The 13,270-nt window shown below is 67.4% G+C and carries 11 protein-coding genes and 1 pseudogene; 8 read left to right on the top strand and 4 right to left on the bottom strand.

What is annotated here, in order from left to right:
- Positions 1-14 precede the first annotated feature (14 nt).
- The 4 genes from AC3EO7_RS11820 to dnaB all read left to right on the top strand — a co-directional run bounded on the left by AC3EO7_RS11820 (position 15) and on the right by dnaB (position 3,398).
- Positions 15-560, top strand: coding sequence for a single-stranded DNA-binding protein (locus tag AC3EO7_RS11820; RefSeq protein ID WP_431968523.1), 546 nt, complete (start codon positions 15-17; stop codon positions 558-560).
- A gap of 56 nt (positions 561-616) precedes the next feature.
- Positions 617-868, top strand: coding sequence for a 30S ribosomal protein S18 (gene rpsR, locus AC3EO7_RS11825; protein WP_067834974.1), 252 nt, complete (start codon positions 617-619; stop codon positions 866-868).
- A gap of 17 nt (positions 869-885) precedes the next feature.
- On the top strand, positions 886-1,341 hold the full coding sequence (gene rplI / locus AC3EO7_RS11830) for a 50S ribosomal protein L9 (RefSeq protein WP_431968525.1): 456 nt from the start codon (positions 886-888) through the stop codon (positions 1,339-1,341).
- Positions 1,342-2,015: 674 nt separating this feature from the next.
- The gene (dnaB, locus tag AC3EO7_RS11835) at positions 2,016-3,398 is read left to right on the top strand and encodes a replicative DNA helicase (protein WP_431968527.1); all 1,383 of its coding nucleotides are present in this window, start codon (positions 2,016-2,018) and stop codon (positions 3,396-3,398) included.
- Positions 3,399-3,472: 74 nt separating this feature from the next.
- On the opposite strand, the gene AC3EO7_RS11840 is transcribed toward dnaB, so the two are convergent.
- A complete protein-coding gene (locus AC3EO7_RS11840) occupies positions 3,473-4,657 on the bottom strand; it encodes an NAD(P)/FAD-dependent oxidoreductase (RefSeq protein ID WP_435591187.1) in 1,185 nt (394 codons plus the stop codon).
- Positions 4,658-4,885: 228 nt separating this feature from the next.
- Here AC3EO7_RS11840 and AC3EO7_RS11845 point away from each other — a divergent pair, with 228 nt between their 5' ends.
- Positions 4,886-6,067 carry an NAD(P)/FAD-dependent oxidoreductase gene (locus AC3EO7_RS11845; protein ID WP_435591188.1) on the top strand — a complete coding sequence of 394 codons (1,182 nt, stop codon included), beginning with the start codon at positions 4,886-4,888 and terminating at the stop codon, positions 6,065-6,067.
- Between the two features lie 46 nt (positions 6,068-6,113).
- Positions 6,114-6,278 (top strand): annotated as a pseudogene (locus tag AC3EO7_RS11850) (RNA polymerase subunit sigma-24); the annotation flags it as partial.
- Between the two features lie 350 nt (positions 6,279-6,628).
- On the opposite strand, the gene AC3EO7_RS11855 reads toward AC3EO7_RS11850, so the two are convergent.
- Entirely contained in the window at positions 6,629-7,249 is a 621-nt protein-coding gene (locus tag AC3EO7_RS11855) for a TetR/AcrR family transcriptional regulator (protein ID WP_435591189.1), read from the bottom strand.
- 100 nt (positions 7,250-7,349) lie between these two features.
- On the opposite strand from AC3EO7_RS11855, the gene AC3EO7_RS11860 reads away from it, so the two are divergent.
- Positions 7,350-8,162: an SDR family NAD(P)-dependent oxidoreductase gene (locus AC3EO7_RS11860; RefSeq protein WP_435591190.1), complete on the top strand. Its 813-nt coding sequence runs from the start codon at positions 7,350-7,352 to the stop codon at positions 8,160-8,162.
- Between the two features lie 192 nt (positions 8,163-8,354).
- Here AC3EO7_RS11860 and AC3EO7_RS11865 read toward each other — a convergent pair whose 3' ends face one another.
- Positions 8,355-9,248, bottom strand: coding sequence for an NAD(P)H-binding protein (locus tag AC3EO7_RS11865; protein ID WP_431971333.1), 894 nt, complete (start codon positions 9,246-9,248; stop codon positions 8,355-8,357).
- A 67-nt stretch (positions 9,249-9,315) separates the two neighbouring features.
- Here AC3EO7_RS11865 and AC3EO7_RS11870 point away from each other — a divergent pair, with 67 nt between their 5' ends.
- Positions 9,316-10,122 carry a LysR family transcriptional regulator gene (locus tag AC3EO7_RS11870; protein WP_431971334.1) on the top strand — a complete coding sequence of 269 codons (807 nt, stop codon included), beginning with the start codon at positions 9,316-9,318 and terminating at the stop codon, positions 10,120-10,122.
- A 141-nt stretch (positions 10,123-10,263) separates the two neighbouring features.
- On the opposite strand, the gene AC3EO7_RS11875 is transcribed toward AC3EO7_RS11870, so the two are convergent.
- The gene (locus AC3EO7_RS11875) at positions 10,264-13,146 is read right to left on the bottom strand and encodes a helix-turn-helix transcriptional regulator (RefSeq protein ID WP_435591191.1); all 2,883 of its coding nucleotides are present in this window, start codon (positions 13,144-13,146) and stop codon (positions 10,264-10,266) included.
- Positions 13,147-13,270 lie beyond the last annotated feature (124 nt).

Consider the following 13,270-nt stretch of genomic DNA (forward strand, 5'->3'; position numbering starts at 1 on the left):
AGCAGGAGGAACCCATGGCAGCAGGCGACACGGTCATCACCGTCATCGGAAACTTGACGGCCGACCCCGAACTGCGATTCACGCCCGCGGGGCAGGCAGTAGCGAACTTCACCGTCGCGTCCACCCCCCGCGTGTTCGACCGTAATACCAATGAATGGAAAGACGGCGAAGCGCTTTTCTTGCGCTGCAACATCTGGCGCGAGGCCGCGGAAAATGTCGCCGAAAGCCTGACCCGAGGCGCTCGCGTCATCGTGAGCGGACGGCTCAAGCAGCGCTCCTACGAAACCCGCGAGGGTGAGAAGCGCACGGTCGTCGAGCTCGAGGTCGACGAGGTCGGCCCCTCACTCCGCTACGCGACGGCGAAGGTCAACAAGGCCAGCCGCGGCGGCGGTGGGGGCGGCGGCTTCGGTGGCGGTGGTGGCGGTAACTACGCCTCCTCCGGTGCAGCCAGTGGTGGTGGCGGCGGTCGTTCCGGCGGCGCCGAGGACGACCCCTGGGGCAGCGCGCCCGCGGCAGGTTCCTTCGGGGGCAGCCGCATGGATGACGAACCGCCGTTCTGATACGGCTTCATAGGCCCGGATCACTTGGGCCACAATAAATTTTGGAGTAAAAGACCATGCCTAAAGCGCCCGCGCGCGAAAAGGTGCTGAAGAAGAAGGCTTGCGCCTTCTGCAAGGAAGCCAAGACCGGCACCGTCTCGATCGACTACAAGGACACGACGCTGCTGCGCAAGTACGTCAGCGACCGCGGCAAGATCCGCGCCCGCCGGGTGACCGGCAACTGCGTGCAGCACCAGCGCGACATCGCCGTTGCCGTGAAGAACTCGCGTGAGGTGGCCCTGCTGCCCTACGTGTCGACGGCTCGCTGAGTAAGGGAGGCACGCAAATGAAGTTGATTCTGACCGCTGATGTGGACAACCTCGGTGCCCCTGGTGACACCGTCGAGGTCAAGGACGGCTACGGCCGCAACTACCTGCTGCCGCGCGGCCTGGCCATCGTCGCCAGCCGTGGCGCGGAGAAGCAGGTCGAGGGCATCCGCCGGGCGCAGGACGCTCGCCGCGTCCGCGACCTGGACCACGCCAACGAGCTGAAGCAGGCCATCGAGGGCCTGGAGTCGGTCTCGCTGAGCGTGAAGACCGCAGGCACCGGCAAGCTGTTCGGCTCGGTCACCCAGGCGGACGTCGCCGCGGCCGTCAAGACGGCCGGCGGCCCCGTGGTCGACAAGCGCAGCATCGAGCTGCCGAAGGCGCACATCAAGTCGACCGGCAAGCACGGCATCGTGGTGCACCTGCACCCGGACGTGGTCGCCAAGTTCGACCTGCAGGTCGTCGCCGCGAGCTGAGTTCGCGCCGCCCCCGAGGCGGTTCGAATCACGCGCACGTTCGAAGACCACCCCTGTGATCGCACGGGGGTGGTCTTTGCCCTGCCCTTTCGCACATCGCCAGAGTATTAGCTAGATATTTGCCATAGCCGAGATGCGGTGAGCTCGGACACGATGGTACGCGTCGGCTATTGCGCTTCACCTCCGGTTATTCGACCTGTGGATTACTGGGCAAACCGACCGACCGCCATGTGACTCACCTCATAGCGGGTGCACGCACTGTTTACCCAACACGCCCGGCCGTTCATCTCGAGCGACACGCCGAGACTAGATCTATCCACACGTGCACAGATGCGGAAACGCGCATCCATCAGCGCATTTGGGCGGCGTGATCTGGGTTTTCCCCAAGTTGTACACAGGGGGTGCACACGGTTTGGTAAACAGTCCCCAACTTATCCACAGTTGTGTGCACAGCTCGGTTTGGCGACGCCCCATCTGGTCGCCTAGGTTCGTCGCATTGTCCGGAACGGGCCGCTCGGGAGGACGCGATCCAGCGCTGTCGCGATGGTTGCTGAAACCGGTCACAGCGGCTGCGGGGAACGTGTCCGTGGCTGTGTGTGTCACAGCCTCGGAGTAGAACGAGTCATCGATACGGTGTAAATCCGGTCGTGGGGTAGAGAGGACGGTCGAGTCTGGTGACAACCACCGATGACCGCGGGCACACGGACTTCCCGCCCGAACCTCCCGGCGAAGACTTCGGACGCCAACCGCCGCACGACATGGCGGCCGAGCAGTCCGTCCTCGGCGGCATGCTGCTGAGCAAGGACGCCATCGCCGACGTCGTCGAGGTCATCCGACCCGGCGACTTCTACCGTCCCGCGCACCAGGCGATCTACGACACCGTCCTCGACCTGTACGGCCGCGGCGAACCCGCCGACCCCGTCACCGTCGCCGCCGGCCTCGACCGCCGCGGTGAACTCAAGCGCATCGGCGGCGCCCCCTACCTGGTCACCCTCACCCAGACCGTCCCCACCGCGGCCAACGCGGGCTACTACGCCGAAATCGTCGCCGAGAAGGCCATTCTGCGCCGCCTGGTCGAGGCGGGCACCCGCATCGTCCAGTACGGCTACGCGGGCGCCGACGGCCAGGACATCGCCGAGGTCGTCGACCGCGCCCAAGCCGAGGTCTACGAGGTCACCGAACGCCGCACCACCGAAGACTTCCTCCCCCTCGAGGAACTCCTGCAGCCCACGATGGACGAAATCGACTCCATCGCCTCCCGCGGCGGCATCTCCCTCGGCGTCCCCACCGGCTTCACCGAACTCGACGAACTCACCAACGGCCTGCACCCGGGCCAGATGATCATCGTCGCGGCCAGGCCCGGCGTGGGCAAATCGACGCTGGGCATGGATTTCATGCGGAGTTGCTCGATCAAGCACGGGCTGGCCAGCGTCATCTTCTCGCTCGAGATGAGCCGGACCGAGATCGTCATGCGTCTGCTGTCCGCGGAGGCGAAGATCAAGCTCGGTGACATGCGGTCGGGGCGGATGAGCGACGACGACTGGACCAAGCTGGCTCGGCGCATGAGCGAGATCAGTGAGGCGCCGCTGTTCGTCGACGACTCGCCCAACCTGACCATGATGGAGATTCGCGCCAAGGCGCGGCGCCTCAAGCAGCGCCACGACCTGAAACTCGTTGTGGTGGACTACCTTCAGCTGATGACCTCCGGCAAGAAGGTCGAATCCCGCCAGCAGGAAGTCTCGGACTTCTCGCGAAACCTGAAGCTGCTGGCCAAGGAACTCGAAGTCCCGGTTGTCGCGATCAGTCAGCTGAACCGCGGCCCGGAACAGCGAACCGACAAACGCCCCATGGTGTCCGATTTGCGTGAATCTGGCTCGCTCGAGCAGGACGCCGATATGGTTATCCTGCTGCACCGCCCCGACGCCTTCGAACGCGACGACCCCCGTGGCGGTGAGGCCGACCTGATCCTCGGCAAGCACCGAAACGGCCCCACCGCCACCATCACCGTCGCCCACCAGCTACACCTGAGCCGGTTCGTGGACATGGCCCGCGGCTGATCACAGTTGTAGGTCTCAAAAAATGTGACGAACTGTGTGGTCGAGTCCGACACCTTGCCCCGTCCGGCGCGGCGTCACGCGGTGAGGGCGCGGGTCGGCTCGGCTGTGGTGATGTGTCGGCGACGGGACGGGAGCATCGATGTCGGGTGCGAGATGCTCCAGACCGCGCTCTTGCAGATGAACTCCTTGAGTCGCGCGGCCGCCTTGCCGGTGAGAGCGGAGGGCTTGGGCTGGTCTTCGGGGGTGACCCACTGCACGATGGCGTCGCGGCGGCCGAGGCTGATGCACTGGGCGGTGTAGCCGATCGAATTGCGGGGGATCTTCCGGCCGGTCAGGCGTGCGGCGATGGCATCGGCGGCCTGGTAGGCCGTAGGGACTCCCGAGGCGCACGACATACGCAGCGGATCGCCGTTCGCCCCGGGAGCGAGCGCGGCGTCGCCGACGGCGTAGACGTCGGGGTGCGAGACCGACCGCATCGTGTCGTCGACGACGATCTGCCCGGTCGCCGACACCTGCAGGGTGGTGGCCGCGGCGATCGGGTGGACGGCGAAACCGGCTGTCCATATGGTCATTTGGGCCGGAATCGTGCGACCGCCGGTGGTGACCGCGCCGGTTCGCTGGACGCGGGCGATCTCGGTGTTCTCGTGCACACCGATGCCGAGCCGGTCGAAGACTTTGCGCAGGTGCTGTTGGGCCTTGCCGCTGAGCCAGGCGCCGAGGCCGCCGCGAGCAGGGAGGACGACGTCGAGATCCGGTCGGGCTTCGGCGATTTCGGTGGCAGCTTCGATACTGGTGAGTCCACCACCGACGATCAGTACCGTCGCACCCGCTCCCAGGCTCGCCAGACGCTCGCGCATCCGTAGCGCGGACTGCTTGCCTGCGATGTCGTAGGCGTGTTCGGCCACACCGGGCACACCGCAGTCGGCGGCTGCGCTGCCGAGGGCGTAAACGAGAGTGTCGTATGCGATCTCGCGTGAGCCATGGGCGGCGACGATGTCGACCGTCTTGCGGTCGGCATCGACCGCGGTCACCCGTGCCAGCTGCACTCGCACACCCGTGTCCGCGAAGACGTCGGTCAGCACGCGGCTCTTCAGCTCCTGACCTGCCGCCAGCTGGTGCATGCGGACCCGCTCGACGAATTCGGTATCGGCGTTGACGAGGGTGATTTCGACATCGGCGGGGTGCAGCCGCTTGGCGAGGCGACCGGCGGCGTTGGCTCCGGCGTATCCGGCGCCGAGAACGACGATGCGGTGGGTCATGGTCTCACTCCTGTCTGGGTGGTGTTCGCATCCTGAACCGGACAGCGGCGCGAAACCTGACAGAAGCGGACTGTGATCTAGGTCATCACCCCTCGACGAGGAGTCCGTGTGCTCGCATGACCGACGCGAGATGTTGCGTGTCCCAGGTCACAGCAATGGATTGTCACGTTCTCCGGGCCCGCCCTGTCCCCTAGCCGACCCCAACGAACGAGCCCCAGGGAGCAAGCGATGAACACCACCACTGTCCACCAGATAGTTGTCCTCGGCGGCGGCTACACCGGCCTGATCGCCACGGCTCGGCTGGCCCGCTACACCCGCAAGCTGAACACCCGCATCACCCTCGTGAACCCCTCGCCCCGCTTCACCGAGCGGCTGCGCATGCACCAGGTCGCCACGGGTCAGGAACTGACCGACTTCCAGATCTCGGACCTGCTGAAGGGCACCGGCGTGGAATTCCACCAGGCCGCCGCCACCGCCATCGATACCGCCGACCGCATCGTCACCCTCGACGACGGTGGGGTCCTCTACTACGACACGCTGGTCTACGCCCTCGGCAGCGCCACCGACACGAGCACCGTTCCCGGCGCGGCGGATTATGCCTGGACCCTCAACGATCCCCGTCTGGCACACCGCTTCTCGCAGCGACTGACCGAGATCGCCGCCGTGGGTGGCACGGTCACTGTCTGCGGTGGCGGACTCACCGGAATCGAGGCGGCCGCCGAGATCGCCGAGGCGCACCCCGGGCTGACCGTCAACCTGGTCAGCGCGGCCGAACCCGGCTCCATGATGGGCGAGAAGGCCCGCGCCTACCTGAACCGTGTCCTGGACCGGCTGGGTGTGGTGCGCATGGTCGGGGTGAAGGTCACCAAGGTGCTGCCCGACGCCGTGCGTCTGGACACCGGTGAACTCGTCCCCTCGGACCTGATCCTGTGGACCACCGGGGTGCGAGTGCCGCCGCTCGCCAAACAGGCCGGAATCGCCACCGACGCGAAGGGACTCATCATCACCGACCCCACCCTGCGCTCGGTGTCGCACCCGGAGATCCATGCCATCGGAGATTCCGCCCTGGTGCGGCAGGCCTGGGGGCAGATCCACGGCACCTGCCAGAGCGGCGTGGTCACCGCCGACTACACCGCCACCGTCATCGCCCGGCTGCTGCGCGGAAAGACGGTGAAGCCGTTGCGCTTCGGCTACTTCCACCAGCCGGTGAGCCTGGGCCGCAAGGACGGGGTCATCCAGTTCACCAACGCCGATGACACCCCGAACCGCTGGTACCTCAAGGGCAAGGCCGCGGTCATCTACAAGGAGCAGGTCAGCGGCACCCCGCCGGTGGCCGCCAAGGTGAGCCGCTACGTGAAACTCCCTGTGCAGCTGTCGAAGGGCGGCCGCGCCACCCGTAAGACCGCATGACGATCCGGGGTCCGGGGCCGAGGAACCACCAGGTTTCTCGGCCCGCCCATGTCTTCCCGAACCGCTGATCACGGCGCCGAACGCCGCTGAGGAGACCGAAGTGGCCGATACCGTGTCGACGGCCATGCTGGTCGTCCTCGAAACCCTCGACCCCACTGAGCGCGCCGTATTCGTGCTGGGTGAGATCTTCGGCTACTCCTACGCCGACATTGAGCCCCATCGGATGGGTCTCGGTACGTGGCTCGTGTTCGAGGTCGTCCTCCGGAATCAGGCGGACGCCCGGCTCGACCGGTGGTGAGATCCAGAGGGTTCCGTCATCGCTGCGACACACCTCGTGGTGGCCGTGACCGTGGGCTTCCTCGACGTAGACGCGCAACCCGTCGAGCACCAGTTGCGTGCTGCCCTCGGCAGCGAGCTCGTCGCCATGGACATCCCAGCCGCCGAACCGCGCCCCCGCATCACACAGCACCAGGAAGAGCCCGTCGTGCACGGGATTTCGGATGGATCCGAGGTAGTTCACGATGGGCAGCTTATGAGCAGAAGCCGCGGAAAGACCGTGCCCTAGCTGTCGCGGACGGCGGTGAGCGCCCGGTCGCAGAGCCGTTCGAGTTCCTCGATCCCGCCCTGGCCTTCGTGCTCGAGCCAGACAGCGGTGGCTGTGTCGAGGCACGCCAGCGCGGTGGCCACGATCGCTTGGCCGCGTAGACCGGGCGGGTCATCGCTGTCGCCGAGTCGCCGTTCGACCTCGGGTGCGAGTTGTTCCTGCCAGCGCAAGTGCTTTTCGAGGTGGGCGGCCCGCAAACCAGGGCTGGCGGCGACCAGCCGGGCGATCGCGAGACCGCGCTGGGGTGTCGCCCGGATGTTCAGCGCGGCGAACGCATGCCGCAGTGCCTCCCAGATCGGTTCGTCGTCAGGGCGCGCACGCAGCCCTTCGAGGATGACGGGGCCTTGCTCGGCCAGATCGCCGAAGACGATGTCCTCCTTCGTGCCGAAATAGCGGAAGAAGGACCGGCGGGAGATCCCGGCCGCGGCGACGACTTGGTCGACGGTGGTGTTCTCGAATCCCTGGTCCAGGAACAGTGCCAGAGCGACGTCCACGATCTCCTCGCGAACACGACGGCGGGTCCGCTCCCACATCCGGCCCGTGGCCGTCGCCTCCGGCTGGTCCTGATGCCTCGTCACACCACAACCGTATCCGATGTGATGCCTGCCTGAACCTGTGCGTCCATCTGGCACTTGATGCTAGTTTGGCACTCGATGCCAGATGTTCTAAGGAGTTCGTATGCCACTCGACCACCACGGCGCGCTGACGCTCGTAACCGGCGCCAGCTCGGGAATCGGCGCGGAGTTCGCCCGTCAACTCGCCCGCCGCGGCTCCGATCTCGTCCTCGTCGCACGCCGCGAGGACCGGCTCGAGGCCCTGGCCGCCGAACTGGAGGCCGCGCACGGCGTCGCCGTCACGGTGCTCGCCTGCGACCTCGCCGAACCGGGCGCCGCCGCACGCCTGGCCACCCAGTTGCACGACCGTGGTCTGCGGCTGACCGGGCTGGTGAACAACGCAGGCTTCGGCACCCACGCGCCGTTCATCCACGAAGACCCCGAACAGATCCGTACCGAGATCGCCCTCGATGTGCAGGCAGTCGTCGAATTGACCAGGACCTTCATCGATGATCTGCGCACATCCGATCGCGGTGTCCTGGTCAATGTCGCGAGCATGGCCGCCTATACCCCCATCCCACGGATGGCCGTCTACGGCGCCGCGAAGGCATTCGTACTCAGCTTCACCGAGGCCCTCTGGTACGAACACCGCGGCACCGGGCTGCGGGTGCTCGCTCTGTCACCGAGCGCCACCCGGACCGAGTTCTTCGACACCGCAGGCCCGCAGGCGGCGGCCGGCCAGCGGCTGCAGACGCCACAGCAGGTCGTCGAGACCGCACTGCGCGCGCTGGATCGGCGCGACCCGCCGCCCAGCATCGCTGTCGGCAGGATGAACCGACTGGCCGCGGCGCTGAGCCGACTGGCCAGCCGCAAGCGGTCGGTCATGATGATGGGTGCGCTGACCGCCCGCGCCGCCGCGACGGCAAGCGCCCGGTGAGCGTGGCGCTTGTGCTCGTCGGCGGCGGCGTCGGCGGACTGGCCGGGCGGGTGCGTTCGACGGTCCGCGCGAGCAGAGAGTGGAGCCCGTCGACACCGACCTCGTCCTGGGCACCTCGACCAGAACTACAGCCAGCGCGCTACCGAGCAGCTCCAGCCCGCAGATGCCCGATGATGAGGACGGTCTTGGCGCTCATGCCCGGACCGCCGGCGCGAGAATCTGCTCGCACCACTCGCGGAAGCTCGTCGGGCTCGCGGTCGCAGCGGTGCGCGGCACGCCGTGGTCGAGGCCGTTGTTCTTGGCGTGCATCATGTCGACGTAGGCGGTCGCGATCGGATCGCTGACGCCTCGCGCGGTCAGTGCGGCGCGGAAGTCGTCGAGAGACTGCCGCTGGTAGCGGACGGGGCGACCGAGCACCTCGGACATGGTGTGCGCCATATCGTTCGGTGCCAGATCCTCCGGTCCCAGCAGCGCGACCTCGCCCGTCCCCGACCAGGAGCGGTCGAGCAGCAGGCGGGCGGCTGCGGCGGCGATATCGCGGGTGGCGACTATCGGTGCCGTGCGGTCGGCGTCGGCGGTGCCGGTGAACACGCCGTCGTCGCGGATCGAAATCGCCTGCCACAGCAGGTTGTCCATGAAGGACGGGTTCGCCAGCGCCCGATAGGCCACGCCGGAACTCGCGATCAGATCGTCCATTGCCAGCGACGCCGTCACCTGCCCGGCGCGACCCGCGACGGGAGTACTGCGCCCGAGCGCCGAGACGCCTACGACGCGCCCGACGTCGTGGGTGGTGAACGCCTTCACGGCGGCGCGCGTGAATCCGGAAAACGCGGCATCCAGGTTCGGCGCATGGAGGTCGGGCGGGACCAGCCAGAAGACGGCGTCCGCGCCGGCGAAGGCCCGGTCCACGACATCGGCATCGCCGTGCGATCCGGTGACGATATCGACGCGGGAGCGGATCGCTTCCGGGAGCTTCCCGGGATCGCGCACAATGACGCGCAATTCCTCACTGCGAGTGGATGTTTCGAGCAGGATGTCGAGCAGTCGGCTGCCGATGTGACCTGTGGGGGCGGTGATAACGATCATGCTTCGAGTCTGGTGACGGTTCGTCGCGACGTCCAAGACCCTTTCCGTAGATTGATACCGTGAGGGTATGGATCTGGATCTGCGCAAGCTCCGCTACTTCGCCGCGGTGGCAGAGCACCGGCACTTCGGCCGGGCGGCGGAAAAGCTCTACATCGCCCAGCCTGTACTGAGCCGTCAGATCAAGGCTTTCGAGCAGGAATTGGATTGCGCGCTGCTCGTGCGAACCACCCGCAACGTGGAGCTGACCGCTGCCGGGAAGCAGCTCTACGAAGAGGCGCAGGGGATCCTCGCGGCCGTCGACGCGGCGGTGCGGCGCGTGCACGATGTCGACCGCGGCGCGCGACGGCTGGTGATCGCCTTCTCAGCCGGATTGCGTGTATCGGAGGCGATCCGGGAATTCGCGGTGCGCCACCCGGAGGTCGAGACCGATGTCGTCCCTGCGCGCTGGTGGGAGCGTGACACACCACTGCGGGACGGACGGGCTCAGATCGGTTACCTGCGACGACCTTTCGATGAATCCGGGTTGCGCACCATCCCGGTCGGTCACGAACCCCGGGTTGCCTGCATGCCCGCGACCCATCCGCTCGCGTCGCGCAGGCAACTCACCCTGGCCGATCTCGACGGTGAGCGGATGCTCGACGTCCAGAACAGGCGGACGTTGTCACTGGAAGAAAAGTTCGAGCTCATCGCCTCCGGGCACGGCCTGATACTCGTCCCCCTGAGTGTGGCGCGCGCCTACGTCCGCCCCGACCTCGTCCACCGCCCCGTCACCGACGCCCCCGAGGCTGAGACATGCCTGGTCGTCGCCGCGGACCACCACGACAAGCTCCTGCGCGAATTCCTCGACATCGCCATTGCGACACTGCGGCACTGAATCGGCGACGGGCCGGTATGTCATCGCATGCGAAGACTCGGCGGCCCGGCCGAGAACGCGGCGGTGATCGAAGCAACTGCACCGACTGCCCGGCCGTTCGTCGGCACGTTTCGGCCGCCGCGTCGCCGGGCGCGGGCGGACCTACGAGATCATGTTGTGCCGGTGGGCGATTGCGGCTGCTTCGGTGCGGCTGGACGCGCCGAGTTTGGTGAGGATTCGGGAGACGTGGACCCCGGCGGTGTTGGGGCTGATGAACAGCTCGGTGGCGATGCTTCGGTTGCTCATCCCTTTGGCGACCAGGCGCAGCACATCGAGCTCACGGGCGGTGAGACCGAAACCGCGCGGCGCGGCGTTCGGACTCGGAGAGCCAGCAGGGGGATTGTCCACGGTGAGGCGGGCGCGGAGGGCCAATTGCTGTGCGGCATCCAGAATCGGGACCGCCCCGAGCTCGGTGGCGCGCGATACAGCTAGTCGCAGCGCAGCGATTGCCGATACACGATTGCCCTCGGCGACACCGGATTCTGCCGCGGCGAGTAGAGCTTGCGCGTGTTCGTAGGGTTGGCTCAGGGCGCCCCAGGCATCGGCAGCCGTTGACCAGTCGAGCGCGGTTCCCGTGGTGTGCGCGCGGAATACGGCGGAGTGCGCGATGGCGACCGGTGAAGTCTGCGGCATCGAGTCGGCCAAGGCCCGCAGCTCGGCCGGGGCCTGCGGTACTCGGGCGCTCAATGCCAGCAATGGCCAGGTTTCGTGCGGATGGGCGGTCAGCACGGCCGTGCCGTCGGCCACCGATTGATCGAGAATCGCTCGCGCCGCTTCCATATCCCCGTGCTGCATGGCGAGTGCGGTGCGTAGGACGTGCAGCTGGATGCGATACTGCTGCGCCCAGACACCGTCGCCGAGCAGTGTTGCGGCCTGCGCGGCCAGCCTCTGCGCCTGCTCTGTATCACCTTGTGCCAAAGCTATTTTGGCGTAAGACAGCCGCAGCGCCGCCAGGCTCAGCGGCGGCAGCTGCGTCAGCTGCACGTCATCGACCACGCCGAGCGCTTCGGGCCAGCGGCCGAGCGCGGTCAGCGCTTGGGCCCACTTCACGAACAGGATCGGTCCCGATTCCTCGAAGCGGAAGGCGGCCTGCGCTGCGCGGAGTCCTCGTTGGACCACGCCGATCGCGGCCTCGTATCGGCCGGCCCCTACCAGTACCGCCGATTCCCACACCGCGACGTCGACGGCGATTCGAGTGTCCGAGGACAGCTCGGCGGCAAGCCTGGCCTGTTCGAAACACACTATGGCGGTGTCGATGTCGTCCGCGGACGCCAATCCTCGGTAGGCGTGGGCGCGGGCGGTCAATCGCGCGATCCGCACCGGGTCCGGGGTCGGCCCGTAGCCGGGACCGAAGTCCAGTCCCGCATCCGCGATGTCCGCCGGAGATTCGACGGTGCGCAGGACCGCGGTGGCGTCCTCGGCCGCGCCGGCCGGATCGCCCGTGAAAACGCGATGGACGGCGCGGGCAGCCAAGACTTCTGCGCGGAGAAGTGTCGGTGGCTGTACGGGCAGAAGTTCCAGGGCACGGTCCACATCGGCGCCTGGGCCCGCTCCGGTGCGGCTGCGCAGCGCGGCGCGCAGTAGATACAACCGGGCGGCCCGGGACGGGTCGATGGCCGGGTCGACGGAGGCCAACGCGTCATCGACGGCGGCGATGCCGCGCACGACTTCGCCGCTGCGATCGCAGGCAGCCGCAAGCTGCTCCAGCGCAGCACTTTTCGTTGTACCTAGAAGTTCCGCGGCAGCTAGGCGGTCCCACAGGTCCACAACCCGTTGCAGGGGATCCAGCTGGGCAGCGGCGTCGTCGAGGACCGCGGCGGATTTCCAGTAGGCGATCAGCGCCTGCCGCAGGTCATCAGAGGCCTCGGCATGGTGGGCCAGCTCGGCGTAGTAGACCGGCGAGGGCAGCGTCGCGCGGCGAGTGCGCAGTATCTCGACCAGTCGAGCGTGCATGCGGGCGCGTTCGGCAGGCAGCAGGTCCTCGTAGACGGTCTGGCGGATCAGCACATGCCGAAATTCGTAACCGGTGTCGGTGGTGAGCAGCAACTGCCGATCGATCAATTCTCGGACGGCCGCGAGCAGGGACGCGGCGGGCAGCTCGCTGAGGGCGGCCAGCATGTCGTGTCGCACAGGCGAGCCGATGACCGCGGCCGCGGCAACGACGGCGCGGCCGGCGTCGCCCAGCCCCGACAAGAAACTCAGCAGCAGGTCGGTCAGATCGGCGGGGATACGCTCCGGCGATCGGCTCAGCGCCTCGATGAACAACGGATTTCCGCCGCTGCGCTCGAAGACCCGGGCGATCGCCTCCGGTGCAGGTTCGCTGCCCAGCAGCGCTGCCAGCTGCCGCCCGACCTCGTGTCGTGTCAGCGGCTGGGGGGCGACGATGCGCACCGCGGGGTTGCGGCGCAGCTGGGCGACCAGGTCACGAAGCGGCCCGGATTCGGCGGGCCGGTAGGTGCCGATCAGCAATACCTGTCGCTCGGCCAGATTGGCCACCAGGAATGCCAGCAATTCCCGGGTGCCCTGGTCGGCCCAATGCAGATCCTCCAGCACGAGCACGACCGGTCGCTGCGTACCCAGCTGCTCGAGCAGCATCAAGACCTCACCGAACAGCTGGGTGCGATCCGACTCGATGGCAGGCAGCCCGGATCGCACCGCCAGCTGCGGCAGCCAACGCGCCAGCGCGGGCTGCGGCGGCAGCAACGCAGCCACTCCGTCGACGCCGAGCCGGCGCACCACGCTCGGCAATGCGGCGACGAAGGGCGCGAACGGCACTGCGGTGCTGCCGAGTTCGGGACAGCGTCCGATCAGGGTGAGCACCGACGGATCGAGGCGGCGGCTGAACTCCGCCACCAACCGGGATTTCCCGATCCCGGCCTCACCGCCGATCAACACCGCGGCCACCTGCTCATCGCCGACCGCATCCGCCAGCTCCGCTACCTCCGCGGCACGGCCCACCAGCACGCCACTGACCACGCCACTCACACGGCGATCATTGCGCATCAACCACTCGGCTCGACAGTCCGCGGGCTTCTTTACCCGGCTGGATCAGGACAACGGCCCGAGAATAACGAGATTTCGTGATTCGGCGGCGCCCTCGTTACCGGAA

The organism is Nocardia sp. bgisy118, from assembly GCF_057708605.1.